The organism is Chimaeribacter coloradensis (genome assembly GCF_002858715.1).
Taxonomy (GTDB): domain Bacteria; phylum Pseudomonadota; class Gammaproteobacteria; order Enterobacterales; family Enterobacteriaceae; genus Chimaeribacter; species Chimaeribacter coloradensis.
Window position 1 is genome coordinate 104892 of sequence record NZ_PJZH01000003.1, and the last position, 26185, is coordinate 131076.

28 protein-coding genes and 1 other RNA gene are annotated in these 26185 nt (G+C 61.8%); 7 read left to right on the forward strand and 22 right to left on the reverse strand.

The genetic code is table 11. From position 1 onward, the window contains the following. Nucleotides 1–6: 6 nt before the first annotated feature. From diaA to CYR32_RS04930, 3 genes are all read right to left on the reverse strand, one after another. Nucleotides 7–597 (reverse strand): DnaA initiator-associating protein DiaA, encoded by a 591-nt coding sequence (diaA, locus tag CYR32_RS04920; protein WP_072931769.1) that lies wholly within the window; start codon nt 595–597, stop codon nt 7–9. A gap of 51 nt (nt 598–648) precedes the next feature. Beyond that, nucleotides 649–1017, reverse strand: coding sequence for a YraN family protein (locus CYR32_RS04925; protein WP_101823211.1), 369 nt, complete (start codon nt 1015–1017; stop codon nt 649–651). Between the two features lie 82 nt (nt 1018–1099). Beyond that, nucleotides 1100–3124, reverse strand: coding sequence for a penicillin-binding protein activator (locus tag CYR32_RS04930; protein ID WP_101823214.1), 2025 nt, complete (start codon nt 3122–3124; stop codon nt 1100–1102). A 62-nt stretch (nt 3125–3186) separates the two neighbouring features. Here CYR32_RS04930 and rsmI point away from each other — a divergent pair, with 62 nt between their 5' ends. Then, complete coding sequence (gene rsmI, locus CYR32_RS04935) at nt 3187–4071, forward strand: 16S rRNA (cytidine(1402)-2'-O)-methyltransferase (RefSeq protein ID WP_101823218.1); 885 nt, start codon at nt 3187–3189, stop codon at nt 4069–4071. Nucleotides 4072–4081: 10 nt separating this feature from the next. After that, nucleotides 4082–4460, forward strand: an RNA gene (gene rnpB, locus CYR32_RS04940) — RNase P RNA component class A. 219 nt (nt 4461–4679) lie between these two features. On the opposite strand, the gene CYR32_RS04945 is transcribed toward rnpB, so the two are convergent. After that, on the reverse strand, nt 4680–5384 hold the full coding sequence (locus CYR32_RS04945; RefSeq protein ID WP_101823220.1) for a pirin family protein: 705 nt from the start codon (nt 5382–5384) through the stop codon (nt 4680–4682). Nucleotides 5385–5489: 105 nt separating this feature from the next. Here CYR32_RS04945 and CYR32_RS04950 point away from each other — a divergent pair, with 105 nt between their 5' ends. Continuing rightward, nucleotides 5490–6392 (forward strand): LysR family transcriptional regulator, encoded by a 903-nt coding sequence (locus tag CYR32_RS04950; protein WP_101823222.1) that lies wholly within the window; start codon nt 5490–5492, stop codon nt 6390–6392. A gap of 61 nt (nt 6393–6453) precedes the next feature. On the opposite strand, the gene CYR32_RS04955 is transcribed toward CYR32_RS04950, so the two are convergent. The 10 genes from CYR32_RS04955 to CYR32_RS05000 all read right to left on the reverse strand — a co-directional run bounded on the left by CYR32_RS04955 (nt 6454) and on the right by CYR32_RS05000 (nt 13653). Continuing rightward, nucleotides 6454–7473, reverse strand: coding sequence for a glutathione S-transferase family protein (locus CYR32_RS04955; RefSeq protein WP_101823224.1), 1020 nt, complete (start codon nt 7471–7473; stop codon nt 6454–6456). A 112-nt stretch (nt 7474–7585) separates the two neighbouring features. Beyond that, nucleotides 7586–8005: a DoxX family protein gene (locus tag CYR32_RS04960; RefSeq protein WP_175578803.1), complete on the reverse strand. Its 420-nt coding sequence runs from the start codon at nt 8003–8005 to the stop codon at nt 7586–7588. 226 nt (nt 8006–8231) lie between these two features. Next, nucleotides 8232–8516: a YqjK-like family protein gene (locus CYR32_RS04965; RefSeq protein ID WP_101823226.1), complete on the reverse strand. Its 285-nt coding sequence runs from the start codon at nt 8514–8516 to the stop codon at nt 8232–8234. After that, nucleotides 8513–8920, reverse strand: coding sequence for a phage holin family protein (locus CYR32_RS04970; RefSeq protein ID WP_101823228.1), 408 nt, complete (start codon nt 8918–8920; stop codon nt 8513–8515). Before CYR32_RS04970 ends, CYR32_RS04965 begins: the two co-directional genes overlap by 4 nt. Before the next feature lies 1 nt (nt 8921). Beyond that, on the reverse strand, nt 8922–9227 hold the full coding sequence (locus tag CYR32_RS04975; RefSeq protein WP_072931784.1) for an ElaB/YgaM/YqjD family protein: 306 nt from the start codon (nt 9225–9227) through the stop codon (nt 8922–8924). 163 nt (nt 9228–9390) lie between these two features. Further along, nucleotides 9391–9765, reverse strand: coding sequence for a DUF1090 domain-containing protein (locus CYR32_RS04980; RefSeq protein WP_101823230.1), 375 nt, complete (start codon nt 9763–9765; stop codon nt 9391–9393). 174 nt (nt 9766–9939) lie between these two features. Then, nucleotides 9940–10272, reverse strand: a complete 333-nt coding sequence (gene mzrA / locus CYR32_RS04985) for an EnvZ/OmpR regulon moderator MzrA (protein ID WP_241523756.1) — start codon at nt 10270–10272, stop codon at nt 9940–9942. Between the two features lie 50 nt (nt 10273–10322). Beyond that, nucleotides 10323–11000, reverse strand: a complete 678-nt coding sequence (locus CYR32_RS04990) for a DedA family protein (protein ID WP_101823235.1) — start codon at nt 10998–11000, stop codon at nt 10323–10325. Nucleotides 11001–11366: 366 nt separating this feature from the next. Continuing rightward, a complete protein-coding gene (gene exuR, locus CYR32_RS04995) occupies nt 11367–12143 on the reverse strand; it encodes a transcriptional regulator ExuR (protein WP_101823236.1) in 777 nt (258 codons plus the stop codon). Nucleotides 12144–12354: 211 nt separating this feature from the next. Beyond that, entirely contained in the window at nt 12355–13653 is a 1299-nt protein-coding gene (locus tag CYR32_RS05000) for an MFS transporter (protein ID WP_101823238.1), read from the reverse strand. A 482-nt stretch (nt 13654–14135) separates the two neighbouring features. Here CYR32_RS05000 and uxaC point away from each other — a divergent pair, with 482 nt between their 5' ends. From uxaC to CYR32_RS05015, 3 genes are all read left to right on the forward strand, one after another. After that, nucleotides 14136–15548 carry a glucuronate isomerase gene (gene uxaC / locus CYR32_RS05005; RefSeq protein ID WP_101823241.1) on the forward strand — a complete coding sequence of 471 codons (1413 nt, stop codon included), beginning with the start codon at nt 14136–14138 and terminating at the stop codon, nt 15546–15548. Nucleotides 15549–15627: 79 nt separating this feature from the next. Continuing rightward, entirely contained in the window at nt 15628–17118 is a 1491-nt protein-coding gene (locus tag CYR32_RS05010) for a UxaA family hydrolase (RefSeq protein ID WP_101823243.1), read from the forward strand. A gap of 149 nt (nt 17119–17267) precedes the next feature. Further along, on the forward strand, nt 17268–17840 hold the full coding sequence (locus CYR32_RS05015; RefSeq protein WP_101823245.1) for a YgjV family protein: 573 nt from the start codon (nt 17268–17270) through the stop codon (nt 17838–17840). Here the strand turns inward: CYR32_RS05015 and CYR32_RS05020 are convergent. The 7 genes from CYR32_RS05020 to pyrB form a co-directional block, all read right to left on the reverse strand. Next, on the reverse strand, nt 17837–18580 hold the full coding sequence (locus tag CYR32_RS05020; protein WP_101823247.1) for a proteasome-type protease: 744 nt from the start codon (nt 18578–18580) through the stop codon (nt 17837–17839). The two genes, CYR32_RS05015 and CYR32_RS05020, sit on opposite strands and share 4 nt — an antisense overlap. A 24-nt stretch (nt 18581–18604) precedes the next feature. Continuing rightward, nucleotides 18605–19423 (reverse strand): transglutaminase family protein, encoded by an 819-nt coding sequence (locus tag CYR32_RS05025; RefSeq protein ID WP_101823249.1) that lies wholly within the window; start codon nt 19421–19423, stop codon nt 18605–18607. Further along, nucleotides 19420–20349: an alpha-E domain-containing protein gene (locus CYR32_RS05030; protein WP_101823251.1), complete on the reverse strand. Its 930-nt coding sequence runs from the start codon at nt 20347–20349 to the stop codon at nt 19420–19422. Before CYR32_RS05030 ends, CYR32_RS05025 begins: the two co-directional genes overlap by 4 nt. Continuing rightward, nucleotides 20343–21779: a circularly permuted type 2 ATP-grasp protein gene (locus tag CYR32_RS05035; protein WP_101823254.1), complete on the reverse strand. Its 1437-nt coding sequence runs from the start codon at nt 21777–21779 to the stop codon at nt 20343–20345. The genes CYR32_RS05030 and CYR32_RS05035 overlap by 7 nt, the downstream gene beginning before the upstream one ends. Nucleotides 21780–22061: 282 nt before the next feature. After that, nucleotides 22062–22448: a 2-iminobutanoate/2-iminopropanoate deaminase gene (gene ridA, locus CYR32_RS05040; protein WP_101823257.1), complete on the reverse strand. Its 387-nt coding sequence runs from the start codon at nt 22446–22448 to the stop codon at nt 22062–22064. Nucleotides 22449–22532: 84 nt separating this feature from the next. Continuing rightward, on the reverse strand, nt 22533–22997 hold the full coding sequence (gene pyrI / locus CYR32_RS05045) for an aspartate carbamoyltransferase regulatory subunit (RefSeq protein WP_101823259.1): 465 nt from the start codon (nt 22995–22997) through the stop codon (nt 22533–22535). A gap of 13 nt (nt 22998–23010) precedes the next feature. Beyond that, nucleotides 23011–23958, reverse strand: coding sequence for an aspartate carbamoyltransferase (gene pyrB, locus CYR32_RS05050; protein ID WP_101823261.1), 948 nt, complete (start codon nt 23956–23958; stop codon nt 23011–23013). 400 nt (nt 23959–24358) lie between these two features. Here pyrB and CYR32_RS05055 point away from each other — a divergent pair, with 400 nt between their 5' ends. Further along, the gene (locus CYR32_RS05055) at nt 24359–24823 is read left to right on the forward strand and encodes a NanQ anomerase/TabA/YiaL family protein (protein ID WP_101823263.1); all 465 of its coding nucleotides are present in this window, start codon (nt 24359–24361) and stop codon (nt 24821–24823) included. A gap of 13 nt (nt 24824–24836) precedes the next feature. On the opposite strand, the gene umuC is transcribed toward CYR32_RS05055, so the two are convergent. Further along, complete coding sequence (gene umuC, locus CYR32_RS05060; protein ID WP_101823265.1) at nt 24837–26099, reverse strand: translesion error-prone DNA polymerase V subunit UmuC; 1263 nt, start codon at nt 26097–26099, stop codon at nt 24837–24839. Between the last annotated feature and the right edge of the window lie 86 nt (nt 26100–26185).

Here is a 26185-nt window from a genome sequence, read left to right on the forward strand (position 1 = left end):
TGCTCCTTAATCATCCTGGTGAGGGAACAGGGTGTTATCTATCAGATCACACAGGCAATTCACGGTGAGCATATGCATCTCCTGAATGCGTGCGCTGCGGTGGGAGGGAATACGGATCTCGACATCCTGTTGGCCGAGTAACCCCGCCAGTTCACCGCCATCGTACCCGGTGAGCGCGACAATCGTCATATCACGGGTGACCGCTGCTTCAACCGCTTTCACAATATCACGGCTGTTGCCGCGGGTCGAAATCGCCAGCAGCACGTCACCGGCGTGGCCCAGCGCGCGCACCTGTTTGGCGTAGACCTCATCATGCAGCCGGTCATTGGTGATGGCCGTCAGCACAATGTTGTCCGCGCTCAGGGCGATGGCGGGCAGGCTGGGGCGCTCAGTCTCAAAACGGTTGATCATGCTGGCGGCAAAATGCTGCGCGTTGGCAGCCGAGGTGCCGTTGCCGCAGCAGAGGATCTTGTTACCGTTCAGCAGGGATTGCACCAGCGTCAGGGCCGCACGGGAGATGGCATCGGGCAGGGCTTCCGCAGCTGCGATCTGGGTTTGGATGCTTTCAGTAAAGCAGGCTTTGATTCTTTCCAGCACGTGAGTTAATCCAGTCAGTAAAGGGGCCGGGCAGAAGCACCGGCTAACAATTCATTCCGCAGTGAAGGCGTTGGGCAACCACTCCAGGCTTTCCCCGGTGATCGCCAGCACATCAAAACGGCAGGACGAGGTTTCAAAACTGGCCTGCCGCCGGGCCAGCCAGACGCGGGCCGCATGTAGCAGACGCTGCTGCTTCTGCCGGGTAATGCTGGCCGCCGCACCGCCAAAGGCACCATTGCGCCGGTAACGCACTTCCACAAACACCCAGGTGCCCCGGTCGCGCATGATGAGGTCCAGCTCACCGCCGCGTACCGTGACGTTGGCCGCCTCAAACCGCAGGCCGGCCCGTTCAAGGTAACGGCGCGCCTGTTGCTCATAGGTGCGGCCGGTGTCACGTGTCCCTGTCAGTGCGTTCAGCATGGCGTCTGTCCTGTCTTCATGCTGAGGGGAGGCGGCTGCTCCCCCCGTTACCCGGCCGGGGCGGCTTCCCCGGCGCGGGCCGTCAGTTGGCGGAGACCAGCGAGCCGCCGCGGTATTGCAGCCACGGCAGCTGGCGGTGGACCACACAGTCATTGTTGGCGCTCAGGCCGCCGGTGGTGCCGGACAGCTGGAAGCCGGGGATCTGGCGCAGCTCAGCGAAGTGGTTCGCCAGCGTCCAGGCATCCATGCCCATGGCGTAGAGCCGCACCAGCGAGTAGTCATTGCGGAACTGTGCGCTGGCCTGCTGCATCAGCTGCGGGTTGGCCCCGGCCAGCAGCGGGATGTCGCTGAACTGCAGCCCTTCCATCTCCAGCCGGTAGTCCGGCCCCGCCCCGGCCTGGTAGCTGCGGGAGCTGGCGTAGAGCGCGGTTTTGCTGCGGGAGCTGGTGGACATGTCGATCATCGGCTTGATCAGCGTCATCTCATCCTGTGTGGCGATGATATAGACCGCATCCACATTGCCGGACGGTGCCGCAGAGCCGGTGATCTCCGCCTCTGTCGGCGGGGCCGGGATGGTGATACCGCCGATGGTCACGCCCTGTTGCTCCGCCGGGGCAGCAACCGGTGCCGGGTTAACCGGCGTGCCGGTCAGGCGGATGCCTGCGCCGCTGTTGATCGCCTGTTTGAGTTCACCGGCAGAGCCGAAGCCCTGTTTCAGCACCGTCTGGCCGCCCTGTTTCTGCCATTCGTCGGCAAAGGCGGTGGCGATGCGGTCGCCGAGGCTGCCGCGCGGGGCCAGCACCAGCGGCATCTGCTTGTGCTGTGCCCAGATGTGGCGGGCGGCGTCGCGCGCTTCATCTTCCGGCGAGAGGGCGAAGTAGCAGAGGTTCGGCAGGTTGGTGACCTTCTCCGGCTGGTTCAGCGCCAGGATATTCAGCGGCGTCTGCACGGTGGCGAGCTGCTCCACATTGCTTTTCAGCAGCGGGCCGACCACCAGCGTGGCGCCATCCTGCTGGGCCTGCGCCAGCAGCGCGGGCAGCGGCTGGCTGTCAGTGTCATAGACTTTGACCTGCGCGTTGCTCACGGCAGGTGCCGGGGCGACGGGGGCAGGTGCCGGTGCTGCCGGGGCCGCGGCCGTGTCCGTTGGCGGCGCAGAGGGGCTGACGGCGGCATTTGGGTCAGCCGGGGCAGCGTTCGGATCGGTTGCCGGGTCAACCGGGGCCGGTGCAGCCGGTGGTGGGGTCAGCGCGCCGTTCTGCGCGGCGGTAAAGCCCTGCTGGATCGCATTGCCGAACACCTGCGCCTGGCCGCTCAGCGGCAGCAGCAGGGCGATTTTCGCCGTGGACGCCTGCTGGAAATTGAGCACATTGTTCAGCGGTGTCGGCAGGGTTTTGGCCGCCGGGTTTTGCGGGTAGCGGGTCTGCCACTCCCGGATGCCGGCTTTCAGGGCATCCGGGTTCTGCCGGTTATCCTGATAGACATGCAGCAGATCGAGCCAGCCCTGCAGCACGTTCTCATCGGCGTTGATCGCCAGCGTGCTGAGATCCTGGGCCGTGAGCTGCGTCAGCGCTATCCAGGTGCGGTCGAGGTTTTCCTGATGCGGCTGGCCGCTCAGGGTCGGCTCCTGCGCAATATAGGCACGGATCAGCGGCAGGCCGGGGCGCGCCTGGCTGGCGGCAATCAGCGCCTGATAGTAACGCGCCCGCTGGGGGGCGGAGAGCAGATCGGGCTGGAGGGCATTCAGCGTGGTGGCGGCCGCCGGGGCATTCCCCTGGGCCAGTTGCAGTTCAGCGGCCAGCAGTTGCTGTTCCCGCTGTTGGACATCACTGAGCGCTTGCGGTAGTTTGCCCAGCTGTTCGGCTGCCTGCGGCAGCTTCTTCTCATTGAGCAGGGCGCGAATGGCGAGTAATTGCCAGTCAGCCTTGTTATCATCGCCGCTTTGCTGCATCTGTTGCAGATAGTAATCAGAACCGGCCGTTGCCGCGTCCTGGATATTGGCAACCGGGGCCTGCGACGTGGGGCCCTGACAGCCGGCGGCGATCAGGGCGGCCAGCAGAACAGGCACAAAGCGCCCTTTACGGCGTCGAACGAGATGTGAGGAAAGCATACTGTATCCAGTGATGTTTTTTTCAAGATGCTCAATATTAAATCGGCATTCCGGACGAAACAATGAATCAACACAATCAGGCAGTGATTTCTGCATCAACGCTTTATGTCGTGCCGACCCCGATCGGTAACCTGGGTGACATCACCCAGCGTGCGCTGGCGGTCCTTCAGGGCGTGGATCTGGTTGCTGCTGAAGATACGCGCCATACCGGCCTGCTGTTACAACATTTTGCAATAAATGCGCGACTCTTCGCACTTCACGACCACAATGAGCAGCAGAAAGCGGAGCTGTTGCTGGCGAAGTTGCAGGAAGGGCAGAGCATTGCGCTGGTTTCCGATGCGGGCACCCCGCTGATCAATGATCCGGGCTACCACCTGGTGCGCCGCTGCCGCGAAGCCGGCATCCGCGTGGTGCCGCTGCCGGGAGCCTGCGCGGCGATTGCGGCGCTCTCGGCGGCGGGCCTCGCCTCAGACCGCTTCTGCTATGAAGGGTTCCTGCCCGCCAAAACCAAGGCGCGCAAGGATACGCTACAGGCGCTGATTGAGGAACCGCGCACGCTGATCTTTTACGAGTCCACCCACCGGTTGATCGACAGCCTGACCGACATGGTGGCGGTGCTGGGGGCGGATCGCTACGTGGTGCTGGCGCGTGAGCTGACCAAAACCTGGGAGTCGATCCAGGGCGCGCCGGTGGGGGAGCTGCTGGCCTGGGTGCGGGAAGATGAGAACCGCCGCAAAGGGGAGATGGTGCTGATCGTCGAGGGCCACAAAGCCACGGAAGAGGCATTACCCGCCGAGGCGCTGCGCACGCTCGCCTTGTTGCAGAAGGAGTTGCCGCTGAAAAAAGCGGCGGCGCTGGCGGCGGAAATCCACAATGTGAAAAAGAATTCGCTCTATCGTTACGCCCTTGAGCAACAAGAGGGTGACATTCAGGACGAAACCCCCTAATATGCGCGCCGGAGTTGACCAGACAGTCGCCGCTTCACTGCCGTCCCTTTCGGGGGAGACAGGTGGAGGGGAGGAAAGTCCGGGCTCCATAGGGCAGGGTGCCAGGTAACGCCTGGGAGGCGCAAGCCTACGACAAGTGCAACAGAGAGCAAACCGCCGATGGCCCGCGCAAGCGGGATCAGGTAAGGGTGAAAGGGTGCGGTAAGAGCGCACCGCATGGCTGGCAACAGTTCATGGCACGGTAAACTCCACCCGGAGCAAGGCCAAATAGGGGTTCACATGGTACGGCCCGTACTGAACCCGGGTAGGCTGCTTGAGCCAGTGAGCGATTGCTGGCCTAGACGAATGACTGTCCACGACAGAACCCGGCTTACCGGTCAACTCCACTCCATAAAGAAAAGCCCGGATCAGGCAACTGATCCGGGCTTTTTGCATTCAGCGTTACCGGCCTTCCCGGCACGGCTCAGGTTGCCGGGGGAACCGGGGAACGCTGCGTCTCTCTTTTCCATACTCTCTGATATGACGTACGGCGTATCATGACGAACAAGGTTGCTGTGCGCAGGCAATGCCTGTCTTCACCTGCCGCAAGGGCGACGGGCAAGGGGTAATCAGGTTGGCAGATCGATCAGCAGGGCGCGCATTGCGCTCTCAGCCACGATGGTCAGGCTCTGCTCTTTATAGATGAATGCGCCGTCGCCACAGGCCAGCAGCTGCTGCTCATCCCCGGCGGCGTTGTGCGCCTGCACCCGGCCGTGGATCGATTGCAGGTAGGCGCGCGGCCCGTTAAGCGTCAGCGTGTGGCGCTCACCGGCATGCAGGTCGAGCTGATGCACCCAGGCCTGCTGGCGCAGTTGCAGGCTGCCTTCCGCGCCGTCAGGCGAGGCGATCAGCTGGCAGGGCGCGCTGCGCAGGGCCAGATGCTGAAGTGTGTCACTCACCCGCTCCGGGCAGGCGTCCAGCCAGAGCTGCATCCGCGTCAGCGGCTGGTCAGTGCTGACGTTCTGTTCGGTGTAGGTCACGTCCTGCCGGGTCGCCAGCATCAGCGCCTCGCCCGCCTGGGCGCGCAGATGGTTGCCGAGGCTGTCGCGGTACTCCGCTTCGCCCTGGAGGATCAGGTTCAGCACATCCACGCGCGGGTAGCTGCGTGGTTGCAGGGCGGCACCGGGCGCCAGCACTTCCTGGTTCAGGACGCGTAACGCGGCGTAGCCCATCAGTTTCGGGTCAAAGTAGTGGCCAAAAGAGAAGGTGTAGCGGGCTTTAAGCCAGCCAAAGTCCGCTTTCCCGCACTGTGTGGCTGCTCTGCACGTAATCATGACTGTGGCTCTCATTATTCAACAGGGAAATGGTAAGCGTCTGGACGCCGGATTGTTAGCCAGTTAATCTGGTTGGCATATTCAAAAATCCTGACAGAGAACAACATGGCCAAAGATCGGGCGTTGACGCTGGAAGCGTTGCGGGTAATGGATGCAATAGATCGTCGCGGCAGTTTTGCAGCGGCCGCGGATGAGTTAGGCCGCGTGCCGAGCGCCCTGAGCTACACCATGCAGAAGCTCGAAGAGGAGCTGGATGTGGTGCTGTTTGACCGTTCCGGCCACCGCACCAAGTTCACCAATGTCGGGCGGATGCTGCTGGAGCGCGGCCGGGTACTGCTGGAAGCGGCCGACAAACTCACCACCGACGCCGAAGCGCTGGCACGCGGCTGGGAAACCCACATCACCATCGTCTGCGAGGCGCTCTCGCCTGCGGTGCAGCTCTTCCCGCTGATTGAGCGGCTGGCGCAGAAGGCCAACACCCAGGTGTCGCTGCTGACAGAAGTGCTGGCCGGGGCGTGGGAGCGGCTGGAACAGGGGCGGGCGGACATCGTCATCGCCCCCGATATGCACTTCCGCTCGTCGTCTGAGATCAACAGCCGCAAGCTCTACAAGCTGATGAGCGTCTATGTGGCTGCGCCGGACCACCCGATCCACCAGGAGCCGGAGCCGCTTTCAGAGATTACCCGCGTGAAATACCGCGGCATCGCGGTGGCGGACACCGCCCGTGAGCGCCCGGTGCTGACGGTGCAGCTGCTCGACAAACAGCAGCGGCTGACGGTCAGTACCATTGCTGAAAAACGGCAGGCGTTGCTGGACGGGCTGGGCGTGGCGACCATGCCCTACCCGATGGTGGAGCAGGACATCGCCGAAGGGCGGCTGCGGGTGGTGAGCGCGGAGTACAACCGCGAAACAGACATCATCATGGCGTGGCGGCGTGACAGCATGGGCGAGGCGAAGGCCTGGATGCTGCGCGAAATCCCGAAACTCTTCCAGCACCTTCAACAGTAGTTGTGCCGACGCCGGGCATAAAGCCCGGCGTCGCGATCCCCTTTATTACCACCCATCCCTGTTACAACCCGTCCGTTTCCCCGTCCGGCTCCGGCGTGCCGAAGCGCGTGTCGCGCCCATGCTCCGCCAGCAGGTTCTGTTCCGGCCCGATGGAGATCACCCCGGCCGGGTTGATGGTTTTATGGCTGCGGTAGTAGTGGTTGCGGATGTGCGCCAGATCCACCGTCTCCTCAATGCCCGGCATCTGGTAGATGTCACGCAGGAAGCCATAAAGGTTGGGATAGTCGCTGATCCGGTGGCGATCGCACTTGAAGTGGGTCACATAGACCGGGTCGAAGCGCACCAGCGTCGTCCAGAGCCGCAGGTCAGCTTCGGTCAGCTGGTTGCCCGTCAAATAACGCTGCACGCCGAGGATCTGCTCCAGGCGATCCAGCGCCTCAAACACCCCTTCCACCGCGGTGTCATACGCGGGCTGGCTGGTGGCGAACCCGACTTTGTAGACGCCGTTGTTAACCTTGTCGTAGATCCAGCTGTTGAGGTCATCGATCTCCTCGCGCAGCATCGCCGGGTAGTAGTCACCGGCGCGGGCGCCCACGGCATCAAAGGCGCTGTTGAACATGCGGATGATGTCCGCCGACTCATTGCTGACGATGGTCTGCTGCTGTTTATCCCAGAGTACCGGCACCGTCACGCGGCCGGTGTACTCCGGCTCCGCTTTCAGGTAGAGCTGGTAGAGGTAGTCGAGCTGGTAGAGATCGTCACCGGTGGCCGCCGGGAAATCACGGCCGAACGTCCAGCCGTTCTCCAGCATCAGCGGATGCACCACCGAGACCGGGATCAGCGTCTCCAGCCCTTTGAGTTTGCGCATCAGCAGGGTGCGGTGCGCCCACGGGCAGGCCAGGGAAACATAGAGATGGTAACGGCCCGGCTCCGCGCGGAAGCCGCCACGGCCATGCTCGCCCGGTTCGCCATCCGCCGTGACCCAGTTACGGAACTGTGAGGTCGAGCGCTTGAAATGGCCGCCGGTTGATTTGGTGTCGTACCAGGTGTCCTGCCAGACGCCGTCAACTAATTGTCCCATTTTTTCTCTCCTTCCTTCAGTAGGGCACAGAGGCAAAAAGGGTAAGGCGGGAACGGCCCGGCACTTACCCCTTGTCATGCGTGATGTATCGTGGTGCGTTAAGTGTAGCGGATCATGCCCGGCTTAAGGTTTTCGCCGCCAGCAGGCGCTTTTTCAGCAGCGCATCCAGGCTGAAGCTGCCGGCACCGGCCACGCCCAGCGCCAGGAAGCCACCGGCGATCGACAGGTTCTTCATAAACATCATCTGGTTCACCCCTTCCGCAAAGTTGCTGTGGAAGATCAGCGCCGTCAGGATGGTGAAGAGTGCGGTAATCACGGCCGTGGTGCGGGTCAGGAAGCCGAACAGAATCGCCAGGCCGCCGCCGAACTCCAGCAGAATGGTCAGGGGCAGCATAAAGCCGGGGACGCCCATGCTCTCCATATATTGCTGGGTGGCGCTGTAACCGCCGATTTTGCCGTAGCCTGCGGTGATAAACAGAATCGGCATCAGGATGCGGGCAGCCAGCAGGCCGGTATCTTCTAATTTCTTCATCATCTTCTCCAAGGTTTTTCGCCGGGGGCATACCGCACCCGTTCGGGATTTATCACGCCTCAGGCCAGGTATCACGCGGCCTCAGGCTGTTCTGCTGTTCGATGGAGAGAAGTGTAGGGGAGGCGATGAAAAGATGTAAGCAAGGAAAACTGCTGGTTTATATCAAAAAAACTGAGTAAGTCGCGGGGCAGAAAAAGGCAGGAAAAAGAACACGGTAGCGCAGGGGCTACCGTGGGGAGAGCGTATTGCGGATCAGTTTAACCGTGCCCCAGATGCCGACGGCACGGCGGCCCCACTGCATCACCTTATTGGGGTGACGGGCAGTGTAGACCGCCATCAGGCTGGAGCCGATGGCGAGGTACTTTTTCATCCCCATCAGCTTGATCCAGCCCCGGTCGTAGGGCGCGGTCGCCACCAGCCACTGGTCACACTCATCCGTCAGATCTGCGCGCTGTTCCTGAATCAGGTAGAGCAGGCGCAGTTTTTCCGCATGGCGTTCACGTGGTCTCATGGGATTTTCTTCTCCAGCAGGGCGCGGTCAATCTGCAACTGACGGCGCGTGGCCCCGAGCAGCGTGGAGTTCTTGGCTTTTATCAGCGTCCAGGTGCCGATGGCTACCGCCAGCGCCAGCAGAATGCCGGTGGTGATCCACAACGCCGGTTGGCGGTAGGCCGGGTCAATCGCCCAGAAGATCAGCACCAGTAAACTGACCAGGCCAAACGCCAGCAGGATTAATGAGATACCGGTCATCAGCAGCAGCTGAACCAGGTGGGATTTCTCCTCTTCCAGTTCCAGAACCGCCAGTTTCACGCGGGTTTCAACAATGCCAACCACGGTGGTGACAACACGGTGCGCAACATCCAGGGCCCCTTTGCCCGGGCCCTGGGGTTCATTAGGTTTGCGATAATCCGTCATATCAGCGTCGTGCAATCAGAACGCCAATGATCACGCCGACAGCAGCGCCGATGCCGACCCCTTTCCACGGATTATCATGGACGTAGGAATCCGCCTGGCTGGCGATCTCTTTGGTCTGGTGGACAACTTTGTCACTGGTGTCGCTCAGGCGCACACGGGTATCTTTCAGCGTGCTTTCCGCACGGCTGCGAAGGCGGTCCCACTCGGCCAGCGGCTTCTCAGAGGAGGAGCGAAGCACATCTTCCAGCGTATCGGCCAGTGACTTGAGTTCTGCACGTAAACTATCCGAGGTGTAATCTTTTGCCATCAGGTGACTCCTTCATTTACAGGACGGTCTTGTTAACATAGAGGATTTCCGGCGGTGCGCAAATGCGATAAATCTGGTTGATTCTTCACGCTTTTTACCCTGCCTTCACGCGGCCGGAAGGGGGCTCAGGCCCGCCTGCCGCGGTCTGGTACTGCCGGCCGGTTTACTGCCCGGCTTCGCGCAGCTCAGCGATCGCCTCTTCCAGTTTTTTCTGACGCACGGCAATTTTTTCCTTATCGCCGCTCGCCTGTGCTTCCTTCAGATCTTGCTGACGTTCTGCCACTTCCTGTTGTTTCTCTTTGACCTTATCCGCTTTTTCATCGGCCAGGCTCTGGGCGGTGCAGTTGGCTTTTATCTGCGTCAGGGCTTTTTGCAGGCCATCCAGCCGGTTGCGGTTGCCCTGTTCGCGGGCGTGCGCCATCTGCTGCTCAATCGCCTGCGCCTTGCTCTCGCAGGTTTCCACCGGCGCGGCGGCACATGCCGCTGAAAACAGCGACAAAGAAACAAAGAGTGTCAGGGGAGCGCGAAACGTCATCATCCGGTTCCTTATTCAACGTGGGGCAGGGGTTCTCTCCTGGCCTGCCACCCTGTTAAGCATAGACGGGAATTACGCATCCCCCCAAAAAAACAGGCTTTTTCGGAAAAGTTTTGTGCGGGAGGGCAAAAAAAACGCGCCGTATCCGGCGCGTCGGTAAACAGGCAGCGGCATCGGCTAACCGATACGCAACTGATCACGGGTCAGCTTTTTTACCCAGGTCTGCTCCGCGCTGACGGCGTGCTGCTCCACGATGTAGCCCTGCGGCAGGATCACCGAGAGCGCCTCACGCGCCGCCTGCTGCTGCTGGGGCGAGGCCAGCCGGATGATCAGCGTATCATTCTCCGGTGTAATGCTTTTGATGCGGATGCCGCGCTGGTCAAGGTTCTGGTAGACGAAAAAGCCGTCCGGCAGGGAGAGCCCGTGCCGCTCAGGGCGGATCGACAGGGCGTTCTCCTGGCTGTTGCCGCGCGGCAGCGCCAGCAGGCCGAGCACGGCGAAAGCCAGCATCAGGCAGAACAGCCACTGCCAGCGCAGCGGGGAGCTCAGAAAGGGGAACTTCATGCGTTATTTCCTTTGTCTGAACTGCCTTGCTTCTTACGCCACAACACCACCAGCGAGCCAATCAGGCCCAGCACCAGCAGCACCAGCGGCAGCATCATCAGGCAGAACATCAGTTGATCTTCATATTTCAAAAACAGCGGCGTTTTCCCGAGGAAAAAGCCCATCGTGGTCAGGATCACCACCCACAGGAAACCGCTCATCCAGTTAAAGAACTGGAAGCGGCCGTTGCTCAGGCCGGAAAGCCCGGCAATGGTGGGCAGCAGCGTACGCACGAACGCCAGGAAACGGCCAATCAGCAGGGCGGAGAGGCCATGCCGGTGAAACAGGTTATGCGCCCGCTGGTGGTACTGGGCAGGCAGGTGCGACAGCCAGCTCTGCACCAGCCGGGTATTGCCGAGCCAGCGCCCCTGGATATAACTCAGCCAGCAGCCGAGGCTGGCGGCGGTGGTCAGCACCAGCAGCGTCAGCGGGAAATTCATGGTGCCTTTGGCAATCAGCACGCCGACCAGGATCAGCAGACTGTCGCCCGGCAGGAACGCGGCGGGCAGCAGGCCGTTTTCCAGAAACAGAATAATAAACAAGAGAATATAGATGGCCCACACCAACGTGGGGTCAGCCAGCAAGTCAAAATTTTGGTGCCACAAGGCGTGCAGCAGCTCTTTAATGATGTCCATGTAGCGCGTCCGGAAACTCCATTACTCTTTTAAGCCCGGTTTCCACAGCGGCATCCTGACTGTGTTTCTTACCGGCCCGTTAAGGGGCGGAGGGCGGAGGTATCGCGGCAGGGGCCGAGACGTAACTTTTCCACGTATTATCTGAGGTTTACCGGTTTTTTGGGGTGTAGCGCTTAAAAACGGGTAAAAAAAGTGGTCTAACTGTAACAAAAACCGTCAGAACGAAACAGCAGTAATCACATGGCTTCAATCATGTTTACACTGCATTGTATTAAGGCGGGAAAAAGACAGGCGGGTTTTACATAAATTGACATAAACCCCGCAACAGAAAAAAACCGGCCGGGGCCGGTTTCAGGGAGAAAAGGGTTATTTAGGCAGGCTCAGGTGGCTTTCGAGGTGAACCACCGGGTTTTCCGCAAACAGGTAGCGGTCAACGTTGAACTCGAAATCGTCAGTGGTGGCGTGGAACAGCATCTGCTTGGTGTTCTCCAGGTGCTGCCACATCGCCAGCTTGGCGGCGTGCGGGTCTTTGCGCATCAGCGCTTTCAGGATCTGGTCATGATCCTCGCACCAGCTCTCGATCGACTTATCGTCGATGTGCTCATGCAGCTTCAGCCAGTAGGGGTTATGCACCCGCTGGCTCCACATCTTCTCAACGATGGTGGCCATCGCGCTGTTTTGCGTCGCCAGCGCCACCTGCACATGGAATTTCAGATCCCACTGGGAGTCGCGGAAGCGGTCTTCCTGCCGGGCGTGCTCCTGAATCTCCATCAGTTGCACAATGTCCTGTTTGGTGACCTGGGTGGCGGCAAACTCTGCGATGTTGCTCTCAATCAGCTGGCGCGCCTGCAACAGCTCAAACGGGCCGACGCTGGCAAACTCCATCTCGGCGCTCGGCATCACCAGGTGTTTCTGTTTGCTGGAGACCACATGGATGCCCGAGCCTTTGCGCACCTCCACATACCCCTCCACCTCCAGCATGATGATCGCCTCGCGCACCACGGTGCGGCTGACGTTCATCTCCTCAGAGATGTAGCGCTCTGCGGGCAGTTTCTCGCCCACCGGATAGACGCCGGACTCGATACGCTGTTTAAATTCTGCGGCCAGTTGCTGGTAAAGCCGTCGCGATTCGGTGAATTCCATGGCAGTGCTCTTGGGTAAAGGGTAAGTGGGAAAGCCGGCGGTGATGATAGCAAGATATGCCCGGCTTGTTCACCTCCGTTCGGCGCGCCCGGCATAACCTGTTATACCACTTTACTATAGCGCAGCGGCGGGAGGCGGCCTATGTCACAGGGCGCAAAAACGAAAAAACCCGGCAACGACGCCGGGTCAGTAAACAGGGGCAGAATGCCGGTCACGCTTTTGCCGTCACCGGCAGCTCGGCGGCGGGTTCCAGCTCCGCGGCCGGGCGGTTTTTCAGTACCGTCCAGATCACCACCGCGCCCAGCAGGTCAAACACCGCCAGCGCCGCGAACAGCGGGCTGAAGCCCAGGGTATCCGCCAGTGCGCCGACCACCAGGGCAAACATGGTGCTGGCCGTCCAGGCCGCCATGCCGGTCAGGCCGTTGGCGGTGGCCACTTCGTTACGGCCGAACACGTCAGACGACAGGGTGATCAGTGAACCGGAGAGCGCCTGGTGGGCGAAACCGCCGATGCACAGCAGTGCAATTGCCGCGTAGGGGCTGGTGAAGAGGCCGATGGTGCCGGGGCCAATCATCAGTACTGCGCCCATGGTCACCACCAGTTTGCGTGACACAATCAGGTTCACGCCAAAGACGCGCTGGAAGAACGGCGGCAGGTAACCGCCGACGATGCAGCCGAGGTCAGCGAACAGCATCGGCAGCCAGGCAAACATCGCGATCTCTTTCAGGTTGAAGCCGTAAGCTTTGAACATGAACAGCGGGATCCAGGCGTTAAAGGTGCCCCAGGCCGGTTCCGCCAGGAAGCGCGGCAGGGCGATGCCCCAGAACTGGCGGTTTTGCAGGATCTGCCAGGCGCTCATCTTTTTGGCGTTATTGGTCTGGTGCTGCGCTTCCTGGCCCTCCAGGATGTAGCTGCGCTCTTCGCTGCTGAGTTTCTTCTGGTCTTTTGGGTGTTTATAGAAGATGAGCCAGCAGAGCGCCCAGGCCAGGCTCAGCACGCCGGTGATGATGAAGGCCATCTCCCAGCTGTGCGCCACAATCGCCCAGACCACCAGCGGCGGGGCGATCATCGCGCCGATCGAGGAGCCGACGTTGAAGTAGCCCACGGCAATCGACCGCTCTTTCGCCGGGAACCATTCGCTGCTGGCTTTCAGCCCGGCCGGGATCATCGCCGCCTCGGCCATGCCCACCGCGCCGCGCGCCAGCGCCAGGCCGCCCCAGCTGCTGGCCAGCGCCGTACACATACAGAAAATGGCCCACATCACGGCGAACATCGCATAGCCGATCTTGGTGCCGAGCACATCCAGGATGTAGCCGGCGACCGGCTGCATCACGGTGTAGCAGGCCGAATAGGCCGCTACGATATAGGAGTACTGCTGCGTGGTGATGTGCAGCGTGCTTTCGAGGGTTGGTGCAGCAACCGCAATGGCGTTGCGCGTCAGGTAGCCGAGCACGGTGCCGACGGTCACCAGTGCGATCATGTACCAGCGCAGCCCTTTGATCTTACGCATATAACTCACTCCCAGTCATCTGATAGGCGATGGGTGCCGCGGATGCGGCCCCAGGACTCAACGGCCTTCCCCAGGGAGCGGCCGTTGGCGCTTCGTATAATTTTTATGGGGGAAGCCCATCTGCCGGGGCTTCTGCCGGCGCGCACCGCTTAAGCGTGCCGGAAAGGGGCTGCGCCCGGCTCCGCCGTGGCAGGCAAACGGAGCCGGTGCAGCACAAAACGCAAGCACCTTAACTTGTCATACAGATTTAAAAGTTGAGTGACATCACAAAACCCATTTTTCAATTAGGGAATACTGGTAGCCCGCTGTGAAGGGTGAGACAGCGCACGCATTTTTGTGATAATCATTAAATTACGCCGTCGCGGGGCGGTTTCAGCAGGCAGCCGGCCATCCACAGAATTCGCTGGACGCCCCCTGAAATTGGTGTGATAACTTTGTCCATAAGACAGAACCTGTTTCGAAAGCAAGGTGAGGAACCTACTATGTCGTCATTTATGACCGAAGATTTTCTGCTCGACAGTGAGTTTGCCAAACGGCTCTACCACGATTATGCCAAAGACCAGCCGATCTTTGACTACCACTGTCACCTGCCGCCGGAGCAGATCGCCCAGGACTATCAGTTCAAAAATTTGTATGACATCTGGCTGAAAGGCGATCACTACAAATGGCGGGCGATGCGCACCAACGGCGTGGCGGAACGCTTCTGCACCGGCGACGCCTCTGACTGGGAAAAATTCCTCGCCTGGGCCGACACCGTGCCGCACACCCTCGGCAACCCGCTCTACCACTGGACGCACCTCGAGCTGCGCCGCCCGTTCGGCATCACCAACACACTGCTCTCCGGCGACACCGCTGAACCGATCTGGCAGCAGTGCAATGCGCTGCTGAGCCAGCCCGCCTTCAGCGCGCGCGGCATCATGAAGCAGATGAACGTGAAGCTGGTCGGCACCACCGATGACCCGGCCGACTCCCTGGAGCACCATAAAGCGATCGCCGACGACCAGAGTTTTGACATCAAAGTGCTGCCGAGCTGGCGGCCGGACAAGGCGTTCATCATTGAAGCGCCGGGCTTTACCGACTACCTGACCCGCCTCAGCGCGGCGGCGGACGTCGCCGTGACCCGCTTCAGCCATCTGTGTGACGCACTCACCGCCCGGCTCGACCACTTCGCCGCCCACGGCTGCAAAGTCTCTGACCATGCGCTGGACGTGGTGGTCTACGCCGAGGCCGATGAGGCGACGCTGGACGGCATCCTCGCCCGCCGCCTGGCCGGTGAGCAGCCGGACGCAAAAGCGTGCGCCCAGTTCCGCACCGCGGTGCTGCTGTTCCTGGCGGCTGAATACCAGAAACGCGGCTGGGTGCAGCAGTACCACATCGGCGCGCTGCGCAATAACAATACCCGCATGTTGCAGGCGATCGGGCCGGACATCGGCTTTGACTCGATCAACGACCAGCCGCTGGCGGAGCCGCTCTCCCGCCTGCTGGACGCCCAGGCGCGCAACAATGCGCTGCCGAAAACCATTCTCTACTGCCTGAACCCGCGTGATAACGAAGTGATCGGCACCATGGTCGGCAACTTCCAGGGCGAGGGGATGCCGGGCAAGATGCAGTTCGGGTCCGGCTGGTGGTTCAACGACCAGAAAGACGGGATGCAGCGCCAGATGACCCAGCTCGCCAACCTCGGCCTGCTGAGCCGCTTTGTCGGCATGCTGACCGACAGCCGCAGCTTCCTCTCCTATACGCGCCATGAATATTTCCGCCGCGTGCTCTGCCAGATGATGGGGCGCTGGGTCGAAGATGGCGAAGCACCGGCCGATATTCAGCTGCTGGGCAGCATGGTGAAAAACATCTGCTTCGATAACGCGAAAAACTATTTCGCCATCGAGCTGAACTGATTCGCCCCTGAAGTGATGCCGTGGGCGGATCGCTCCGCCCGTTTACCCCTTGTCAGGCGACGGCCGTGAAAGGTTGATTATGCAAAGCATGATAAAAATACACTCTCTGGATAATGTCGCGGTCGCGCTGCGCGACCTGGCCGCCGGTGAAACCGTGACGCCGGGCGGGCAGCCGCTGGTGCTGCCGCAGGCGGTGGCCCGCGGCCACAAGATCGCCCTGCAACCGATTGAGGCGGGGCAGAACATCATCAAATATGGCCTGCCGATCGGTCATGCGCTCACGGCGATTGCCGCCGGGGAGCACATCCATTCACAGAACGCCAAAACCAATTTAAGCGATCTGGACGAGTACCGTTACCAGCCGGAAGCCGCGCCGCTGCCGGCACAGCCGGCGGATCGCGAGGTGCAGATCTACCGCCGCGCCAACGGCGCGGTCGGCATCCGCAACGAGCTGTGGATCATCCCCACCGTGGGCTGCGTTAACGGCATCGCCCGGCAGATCCAGTCCCGTTTCCTGAAAGAGACAGACGACGCACCGGGGATCGACGGCGTACACCTGTTCGGCCATACCCTGGGCTGCTCGCAGCTCGGGCAGGATCATGAGAACACGCGCACCATGCTGCAAAACATGGTGCGCCACCCCAACGCCGGAGCGGTGCTGGTGATCGGGCTGGGGTGTGAGAACAACCAGGTGGACGTGTTCCGCAGCACGCTGGGCGAGATTGATGAGTCACGCGTGCGCTTTATGGTCTGCCAGCAGCAGGATGATGAAGTGGAAGCGGGGCTGGAGGAGTTGCGCGCGCTCTACCAGGTGATGCGCGATGACCGCCGGGTGCCGGGCAAACTCAGCGAGCTGAAATTCGGGCTGGAGTGCGGCGGCTCGGACGGCCTCTCCGGCATCACTGCCAACCCGCTGCTGGGGCGCTTCTCCGACTATGTGATTGCCAACGGCGGCACCTCGGTGCTGACGGAAGTGCCGGAGATGTTCGGCGCAGAGCGCATCCTGATGAGCCGCTGCCGCGACGAGCTGACCTTCGACAAAACCGTCAGCATGGTCAACGACTTCAAGCGCTACTTCATCGCCCATAACCAGCCGATCTACGAAAACCCGTCGCCGGGCAACAAGGCGGGCGGCATCACCACGCTGGAGGAGAAATCCCTCGGCTGCACCCAGAAAGCGGGGCAGAGCCAGGTGGTGGACGTGCTGAAATATGGCGAGCGGCTGAAAACGCCGGGGCTGAACCTGCTGAGCGCACCGGGCAACGACGCCGTCGCCACCAGCGCGCTGGCCGGGGCGGGCTGCCATATGGTGCTGTTCAGCACCGGGCGCGGTACGCCCTATGGCGGCTTTGTGCCGACGGTGAAGCTGGCGACCAACAGCGAGCTGGCCGCCAAAAAACCGCACTGGATCGACTTCGATGCCGGCCAGCTGATCCACGACAAGCCGATGGATCAGCTGCTCACGGAGTTTGTCGATCTGATCGTGGCGATCGCCGACGGCAAACTCACCTGCAACGAGCGCAATGACTTCCGCGAGCTGGCGATCTTCAAGAGTGGGGTCACGCTTTAGGATCGCACGATCGGATCAGCCGCAGGGGGTGTCACGCAATTGTCACCCGCGGCCGTACTGGCTAACATAGAAACAGCGTTTCATATCCGGCGCTCTCCCTGGGAGCGCCGTTTCTTTTGGCACGGCGGGCATCGGGCGGGGCAGAGCGTATGACGTTTTACGGGTTTGCGCAGGGAATGGGGGTGCTGGCGTTTCTGGTCGGCATCACGATGTTTTTCAACCGTAACGACCGCCGCTTCAAGCAGCAGCTCGCGACCTACAGCGCCATTATCGGCACCCACTACTTTCTGATGGGCGCGCACTCCGGGGCGATCAGCGCCTGGCTCAGCGCCATCCGCACCCTGGCTGCCCTGCGTACCCGCAATGTGTGGGTGATGTGGCTGTTCATCGCCCTGACGCTGGGGCTGGGGCTGGGCAACGCCCACCACCTGATGGAGGTGCTGCCGATCTGCGGTACCGCCGCCAGTACCTGGGCGCTGTTCCGCACTGCCGGGCTGACCACCCGCTGCGTGATGTGGTGCTCTACCTGCTGCTGGGTGGCGCATAACATCTGGCTCGGCTCAATTGGCGGCTCGCTGATTGAGGGCAGCTTCCTGCTGATGAACGGCATCAACATCATCCGCTTCTATCGCCTGCAACGGCGCGGCATCGACCCGTTCAAAGTGGAAAAAGCGTTAAAGCAGGAAGAGGGCGCGGCCGCCCCCTCCGGCAAAGCGGGTTAATGGGGGGCATCCGGGGCCAGCGCCAGCGGCGGCAGGTGGGAGAAGGTGTTCAGCAGCCCTTCGCCCCAGCCTTTGCGGATGGTGGCAAAGTAGGGGTGCTGCTCAGTGATGCGGTACTGCTGCGCCACGCTGAAACTCTCTTTCGGGTAGATCAATGCATCCAGCGGCAGCCCGACCGAGAGGTTGCTGCGCAGGGTGGAGTCCATTGAGATCAGCGCGCACTGCATCGCCTGCTCCAGCGGCGTGTCGTAGGTCAGTACCCGGTCGATGATCGGCTTGCCATATTTGCTCTCCCCGACCTGAAAATAGGGGGTGTCGTGGGTCGCCTCGATGAAATTCCCCTCGGCGTAGATCTGGAACAGCCGCATCTCCTCGCCGTTAATCTGCCCGCCGAGCAGCAGGCTACAGCTGAAATCGGTCACCCCGCCCTGGTTGGCCCCGCCGTCGCGCGCGATCACCTCGCGCACCGTCTCGCCGAGCAGGGTCGCGGCGTCATACAGCGAATGCACGTTCATCAGGTTGCGCTGCTCCGGGTCCTGCGCCCGCCGGGTCAGCAGGCTGATGATGCTCTGGGTGGTCGCCAGATTCCCGGCGCTTTGCAGCACCAGTACCCGCTCGGCGCTCTGCTGGAAAATGTGCAGCTTGCGGAAGGTGGAGATATGGTCCACCCCCGCGTTCGTGCGCGAATCTGAAACAAACACCAGGCCGGATGCCAGCCGCATCGCCACACAGTAAGTCATAGAGCGCCCTTTCGTTGTCAGCCTTCATGATTGCCATTGGGATTGTGATTGCGGCAGGGTTTCCACCGACTGCACCGCCGCCACGGTGTGCATCGCCTCTGACCCGCCGCCGAGCCGGATGCCGCGCACCGGGCAGGCGTCCAGGTAGTCGATGCCGATCGCCAGCTTCAGGTGCTGGTCGGGGCGGCAGGTATTGTTGGTGACGTCAAAGCTGTGCCAGTGCCCCTCCAGCCAGACCTCGGCCCAGGCGTGGGTCGCCACATGCTCCGAGTCCTCTGAGTATAGATAGCCACTGACATAACGCGCCGGAATATGCAGGCTGCGGCAGCAGGCCAGAAACACATGGGTGTGGTCCTGGCAGACGCCCTGGCCGGCCATAAAAGCGTTGCTGGCGCTGTCGGTCACGCTGGTGGTGCCGGGGCGGTAGGGCATCCGGTGCAGCAATTCATTCATCATGTCGCAGAGCGCCAGGTACTGCGACTGCGGCGCATGGAAGCGCGCGGCGAAGTCGCGGATCGGCAGATCCGGCTGGGTCAGCGGGCTGCAACGCAGGAATACCAGCGGCGACAGCGCGCCTTCCCCCTCCTCTTCGGTGCTGCCGGCGATCTCCACCACCCCCTGCGCTTCGATGGTGATCGCCTGGTGCGGCTGGTCGAGCGTCAGCACATGCAGCACGTTGCCGTAGGCGTCGGAGGTTTCCGTCGCCTCTGCCGGCAGCGCCAGCGACCACGACAGAATATGTTGGTGGCAGGAGTCCTGCGGCGTCAGGCGCAGGTATTGGGTGCTGCGTTTCACCTGTTGCGCATAGGTGTAATGCGTGCAGTGGTTGATGGTCAGTTTCATTCCGCCTCCAGATAGGAACGGTGGATGCCGTCCGCGATGCCGTTGAGTTTGGTCAGGAAATGCGTGAGCCATTCATCCAGCCCCGGTTGCAGCACATCCTCCAGCGTGCTGAAGCGCAGCTCAGCGTAGAGGGTGTGCACCCTGAGGCGGGCCGGGTTGCCGCGGGTGCCGCCGATCAGCGCCAGTTGTTCCATCATGTCGCTGACGCAGGCCAGCAGCGAGCGCGGCAGCTCATCCCGCAGGATCAGCAGCTCGGCAATCCCCTCGCGGCTGAACTGCTGCTTATAGAGGCTGTGGTACGCCTCGCGGGCGCTCACGGCGCGCAGCAGCGTCTCCATGCGGTAATACTCGCGCACCGGGTCGTGGTCGTCGTCCAGCAGCTGGTGTTTCACGGCGAGCAGGCGCGCCGTGCTGTCTGCCCGTTCGAGCAGGGTGCCGAGCCGGATAAAGCAGAGCGCGTCACTGCGCAGCAGGGTGCCGGACATCGCGCCGCGGAACAGGTGCGTGCGCTCTTTCACCCAGTCGAAAAAGGCGTCCGTGCCCACTGAGGCGACCCCGCGGCGGCGGATCAGTTTCATCTCGATCCAGGAGGCGTTGATCGACTCCCACACCTCAGACGAGAGGCTGCCGCGCACCGCGTGGGCGTTGTTCCAGGCCATCTGCAGGCAGCTGAAAATACTGCTGGGGTTAAGGGTGCTGAGGGCGAAAAAGTCGAGCAGGCTGGCCATCGTCAGCTGCGGGTAGTTCGCGTCGAACAGCGCCTGGGTGCCGCTGATGTGGAGCGGCACCTGAAGATCGTGCGGGCTGTTGTCACGGATCGGCATCAGCGAGAGTTTGTTGGTGACGTCCAGTATCCGGGCGGTGTTTTCCGCGCGCTCCAGATAGCGCGCCATCCAATAGAGTTCACTGGCAGTGCGGCTCAGCATTCGTCATCCTCCAGAACCCAGGTGTCTTTGGTGCCGCCGCCCTGCGAGGAGTTCACCACCAGCGACCCCGCCGCCAGCGCCACCCGCGTCAGGCCGCCCGGCACCAGCCGGATCTCCGCGCCGGTCAGGGCGAAGGGGCGTAAGTCGATATGGCGCGGGGCCAGCCCGTCGCTGACAAAGGTCGGGCAGGTGGAGAGCGCCAGCGTCTCCTGGGCGATGTAGTTTTCCGGCCGGGCAATCAGCCGGTCGCGGAAATCGGCGATCTCCTGTTTGCTGGCTTTGGGGCCAATCAGCATGCCGTAGCCGCCCGCCCCGTGCACCTCTTTCACCACCATCTGATCCAGCCGGTCAAGCACATACGACAGCTCCGCCGGGCGGCGACACTGCCAGGTCGGCACGTTGTTCAGGATCGGCTCCTCCGCCAGGTAGTAGCGGATCATCTCCGGCACATAGGGGTAGACCGATTTGTCATCCGCCACGCCGGTGCCGATGGCATTCGCCAGCACCACGCCCCCGGCGCGGTAGACCGACAGCAGCCCCGGCACGCCGAGCATGGAATCGGCACGGAACGCCAGCGGGTCGAGGAAGGCGTCATCAATCCGCCGGTAGATCACGTCCACTTTGCACGGCCCGGCGGTGGTGCGCATAAACACCGCGCCGCTTTTCACGAACAGGTCAACGCTCTCCACCAGCTCCACGCCCATCTGCTGCGCCAGAAAACTGTGCTCAAAATAGGCGCTGTTGAAGCGGCCCGGCGTCAGCACCACCACCGTCGGGTCATTGACCGGTGAGCTTTCGCGCAGGGTCTGCAACAGGTGCGACGGGTAGCGCTCCACCGGCGCGATGCGCTGCTCGGCGAACAGCTCCGGGTAGAGCCGCATCATCATTTTGCGGTTCTCCATCATGTAGGAGACGCCGGAGGGGGTGCGCAGGTTGTCTTCCAGCACGTAGTAGTGGCCGTCGCTGTTGCGCACCATGTCGATGCCGGCAATGTGCGCGTAGATGTCACGGTGGAGGTTCACCCCCTGCATACAGGGCTGGTACTGCTCGTTCGCCAGGATATGCCCGGCCGGGATCAGCCCGGCCTTGAGGATGCGTTGGTCGTGGTAGATGTCATGCAGGAAGGCGTTCAGCGCCTGCACCCGCTGGCGGATGCCGCGGTCGAGCATCTCCCACTCACCGGCCGGGATGATGCGCGGCACGCTGTCAAACGGGATCAGGCGTTCGGCGCCGTCATCCTCGCCATAGACGTTGAAGGTAATCCCGACCCGGTGGAACAGCAGCGCCGCCTCCTCGCGTTTGCGCTGGACGGCCTGCTGATCGGCCTGTTGCAGCCACTGCCAGTAAGCGCCGTAATGGTTGCGGTGGCGGCCTTGCGCCATCAGCATTTCATCAAAAAAAGGTGATGCGTCGAGCTCGATCCTAATCATTCATACCTCGCGGGCAAGACAAGCGGTTCAGGTCGCGTGAAGTGCCACGCATAAAGTGTGCCAGCGGGGAAAACCGGGCGGGCAACTCACAGAAAAGGACGTCTTGGCACCGTTTCGGTGCGGGAGGTCAGCGGGATGCCTTACGCGAGAGCAACCGGGCGCAAGGGGAAAAGGGTGACAACGTAAGTATGGGTGCCGCAGGGGGAAACGGACAGGGGATACGGAATTAATGTTTCACAGGCGGGGAACCGGTATGCCGTGGCGGCATACCGGCAGCGGCCATCAGCGGCGCACGGCGATCGCTTCGATCTCGATCTTCACATCTTTCGGCAAACGGGCGACTTCCACGCAGGAGCGCGCCGGGAACGGGGCGTCGTGCTCGTTGAAGAAGGCTTCGTAGGTGGCGTTGACGGTGGCAAAGTCGTTGAGGTCTTTGACGAATACCGTGGTTTTGACGATGTCGGCCACCTTCAGGCCCGCCTGTTCCACAATCGCTTTGACGTTCTCCAGCGACTGGCGCGCCTGGGCGGCGATGTCGTCCGCCACGGCGCCGGTTTTCGGGCAGACCGGGATCTGGCCGGAAGTAATGATCATACTGCCGAGGTCCACACCCTGGACATACGGGCCGATGGCGGCCGGGGCGAGTTCAGTGCTGATAGTACGGGACATGACGTCTCCTGGTTATGGGTTAATCATCCACGGCATTATAAGGAGGCGGCGGCGGAATAGACAACTCACGCCGCCGCGCCGTTGTCAGTCGTTATTCAGCACCACCTGGCGGCTGAACGCTTTCTCGCAATAGTTGCAGGTCAGGCGCACGTCGCCGTCACGGGCAGTCACGCTGAAGCGCGAGGCCACCGGCTCGCTGCGGCTGATGCAGTTGCCGTTCGGGCAGCGCAGCACGCCGTGGATCTGCTCCGGCAGCGCCGGCATGATTTTGCCCACCACGTCATAGTCATCGATGCGGTTGACGGTGGCGTCCGGCGCGTAGAGCGCGAGCTGGTTTACCTGCTGCTCGGTCAGGAAGGTGTTCTCGATTTTGATGATGTCTTTGCGGCCCAGCGCGTTGGAGGGCAGGTTCAGCCCGATGGTGATGCGCTGCTCGGTTTCCGTCAGCTTGAACAGCGTCAGCAGCTTGAACCCGACCCGCGCCGGGATGTGGTCGATCACCGTGCCGCATTTGATCGCTTCTACCTGCAATTTGTTTTCATGACTCATGGTTGCGCCTCCTTCAGGCCGTCAGATCAGCGGGTAAGTCAGGGGTCAGCACCAACGCCAGCAGCGCCTGGCGGGCAAAGATGCCGTTACCGGCCTGTTGGAAATACCAGGCGTAGGGGGTTTTATCGACGTCCGGGGTGATCTCGTCGATGCGCGGCAGCGGGTGCAGCACTTTGAGGTTGTCACGCGCGTTTGCCAGGTCAGCGGCGCGCAGCACAAACTGCGCTTTGACGTTGGCATATTCCGACGGGTCGAGCCGCTCTTTCTGCACGCGCGTCATGTAGAGGATGTCCAGCTCCGGCACCACTTCTTCGATGTTGTCATGCAGGCTGTATTCGATGCCGCGCTCTTCGAGCATGGCGAGGATGTACTCCGGCATCGCCAGCGCATCCGGGGCGATGAAGTAGAAGCGGTTGCCCTCGAACTTCGCCAGCGCCTGGGTCAGGGAATGTACCGTGCGGCCATATTTCAGGTCACCCACCATGGCGATGCGCAGGTTATTCAGCCGCCCCTGGGTTTCGCGCAGGGTGAAGAGATCCAGCAGCGTCTGGGTCGGGTGCTGATTCGCGCCGTCCCCGGCGTTCAGCACCGGCACGCCGCCGGAGAACTCCGCCGCCAGCCGCGCCGCGCCCTCCTGCGGGTGGCGCATCACAATCGCGTCCACGTAGGTGCTGATCACTGAGATGGTGTCGGCCAGCGTCTCGCCTTTTTTGCCGAGTGAGGTGTTGCTGCTGTCAGAGAAGCCTACCACCGACGCGCCCAGCCGGTGCATGGAGGTTTCGAACGAGAGGCGGGTACGGGTTGAGGCCTCGAAGAAGCAGCTGGCGACCACGCTGTGCTTCAGCAGCTCCGGCTGCGGGCGCGCCTTCAGGGCGGCGGCGGTGTCGAGCACCAGCTCCAGCTCTTCGCGGCTGAGGTCGTTAATCGAGATGATGTGTTTGTGGTACAGCGGATTGGCCATGGTCGCTCTCCTGGTCGTTCCCCGGTTACGGGGCGTGGGCGTCTTAGGGGTCATGCCGCCAAAACGCAGACAAAAAAAAGCCCCTCAATGAGGGGCTTTCTGCGATCGGGCAACGGGAGGAAAAACGGCAACACGCCCCTGCGGGGGCAGGGCGGTAAGGCGATGGTTAACCATAGCAACAGCAGCGTTTTTCATGGATTCTCCCGGCAAATTGTGGCGCATTATACGCACGCCGTTTTACTCTGCAAGATCAAACTTCACACTTTATCCTAACAGCGCAATCGATTGTCTGCCCCGTTTCTGTAGGATGCGGCGATAGCCGGAAACGTTACCCCGATCGCGGTGCGCCGGCCCGTGCGGCGTATAATGAAACGTTATTTCACTTTAACCAGGGGCGATCATGATTACCGGGAATATCCACTCACTGGCACTGCTGCCATACCTGCCTGCACCGTTGTGTGCGGCGATTGATTATGTAAAACAACAGATTAATGACGACACACCCACCGGCAAACACAGCATCTGCGGCAGCGATGTGTTTGTGCTGATCTCGGAAGACACCACCGAACCCACGGCGCAGCGGCGGGCGGAGTACCACGCCGAGTATCTGGACATCCAGATCGTGCTGCGCGGCCAGGAGGGGATGACCTTCAGCACCCGCCCGGCCGGTACACCGGAGACCGACTGGCTGGCGGACAAAGACATCGCGTTCCTGCCCAAGGGGGAACAGGAGCGGACGGTGGTACTCCAACAGGGCGATTTTGTGGTGTTCTACCCCGGTGAAGTGCATAAACCGCTGTGCGCCGTGGGCGAAGCCGCCCCGGTACGCAAAGCGGTGATCAAGATGCGCGTCAGCGCGCTGTAAGCGCTGGTTCCGGCTATTTCACCACCAGCAAATCAGCAAAGCGGGTGGTGTAGGCGGGCGAGAGCATCGCCCGCCGCATCTGCCAGCTTTTCTGGCTGCCCTGCCCGGCGAACCAGAGGGTGCCGCGGCCGCTGCGGTTCAGGCGATCAATAACCTGCATCAGCGCCTCGCTGTTGGCGCGCGGGGCCAGCTCATCAAACAGGCCGAGCTGCGCTACTCCTTCGTCGAAAAAGTCCCCCAGCATCACGCCCGCTTTCATGTAGCGATACCCCTCCTGCCAGATGCGGTCGAACGCCTGCATCGCCAGCGCGAGGATATCCCGCGTGTCGTGGGTCGGCGTCTGGCACTGGGCGCTGGCGTGCGGGGTGTAGTGGTCGCCGCTGGCGTCGTGCGGGCTGGTGCGGATAAACACCGTGACCTGGCGGCAGTAGCGGCGCTCGCCGCGCAACTTCTCCGCCGCCCGTTCGGCGAAGGCGCATACCGCCTGCCGCACCTCCTCCCGCGCCGTGAGCCGGTGGCCGAACGAGCGGCTGCACACGATCTGCTGTTTGGCATCGGGCATTGGCTCCAGCGCCAGACAAGGCTCGCCGCGCAGCTCGCGCACCGTGCGCTCCAGCACCACGCCGAACTGCTTGCGGATAAGCCCGGTGTTGGCCTGCGCCAGATCGAGCGCGGTGTGGATGCCCATTACCTCCAGCTTTTTGGTAAGGCGGCCGCCGATGCCCCACACCGCCGACACCGGCACCAGCGCCATCAGTTTGCGCTGGCGCAGCGGGTCACTGAGATCCACCACGCCGCCGGTTTTGCGCCAGCGTTTGGCGGCATGGTTCGCCAGCTTCGCCAGGGTTTTGGTCTGGGCGATACCCACGCCCACCGTCACATGCGCCTCTTTCCGCACCCGCGCCTGCACCCGGCGGCCATACTCCTCCAGCGGCATCAGCCGCGCCATGCCCTGCAACAGCAGCCAGCTCTCATCGATGGAGTAAATTTCGGTGGCCGGGGCCATCTCTTCGAGGATGGTCATCACCCGGTTGGAGATGTCGGCGTAGAGCGCATAGTTGGAGCTGAAGACCTGCACGCCGTGTGCCCGGAAATAGTCCCCCAGCTTAAAATAGGGGTCACCGGTCTTCAGCCCGAGCCGCCGCGCCTGATCGTTACAGGCGATCACGCAGCCATCATTATTGCTCAGCACCGCCACCGGCTTGCCCCACAAATCGGGCCGGAACACGGTTTCGCACGAGGCATAAAAGCTATTTACATCAACCAGGGCGAACATAGTGGCGGCTGGCAGCGGGGGAGATGCTGAACATCTCAATAGAGCGGAAAAGCAGCATAAACGTGGCTCCTGAATTTACTGTATAT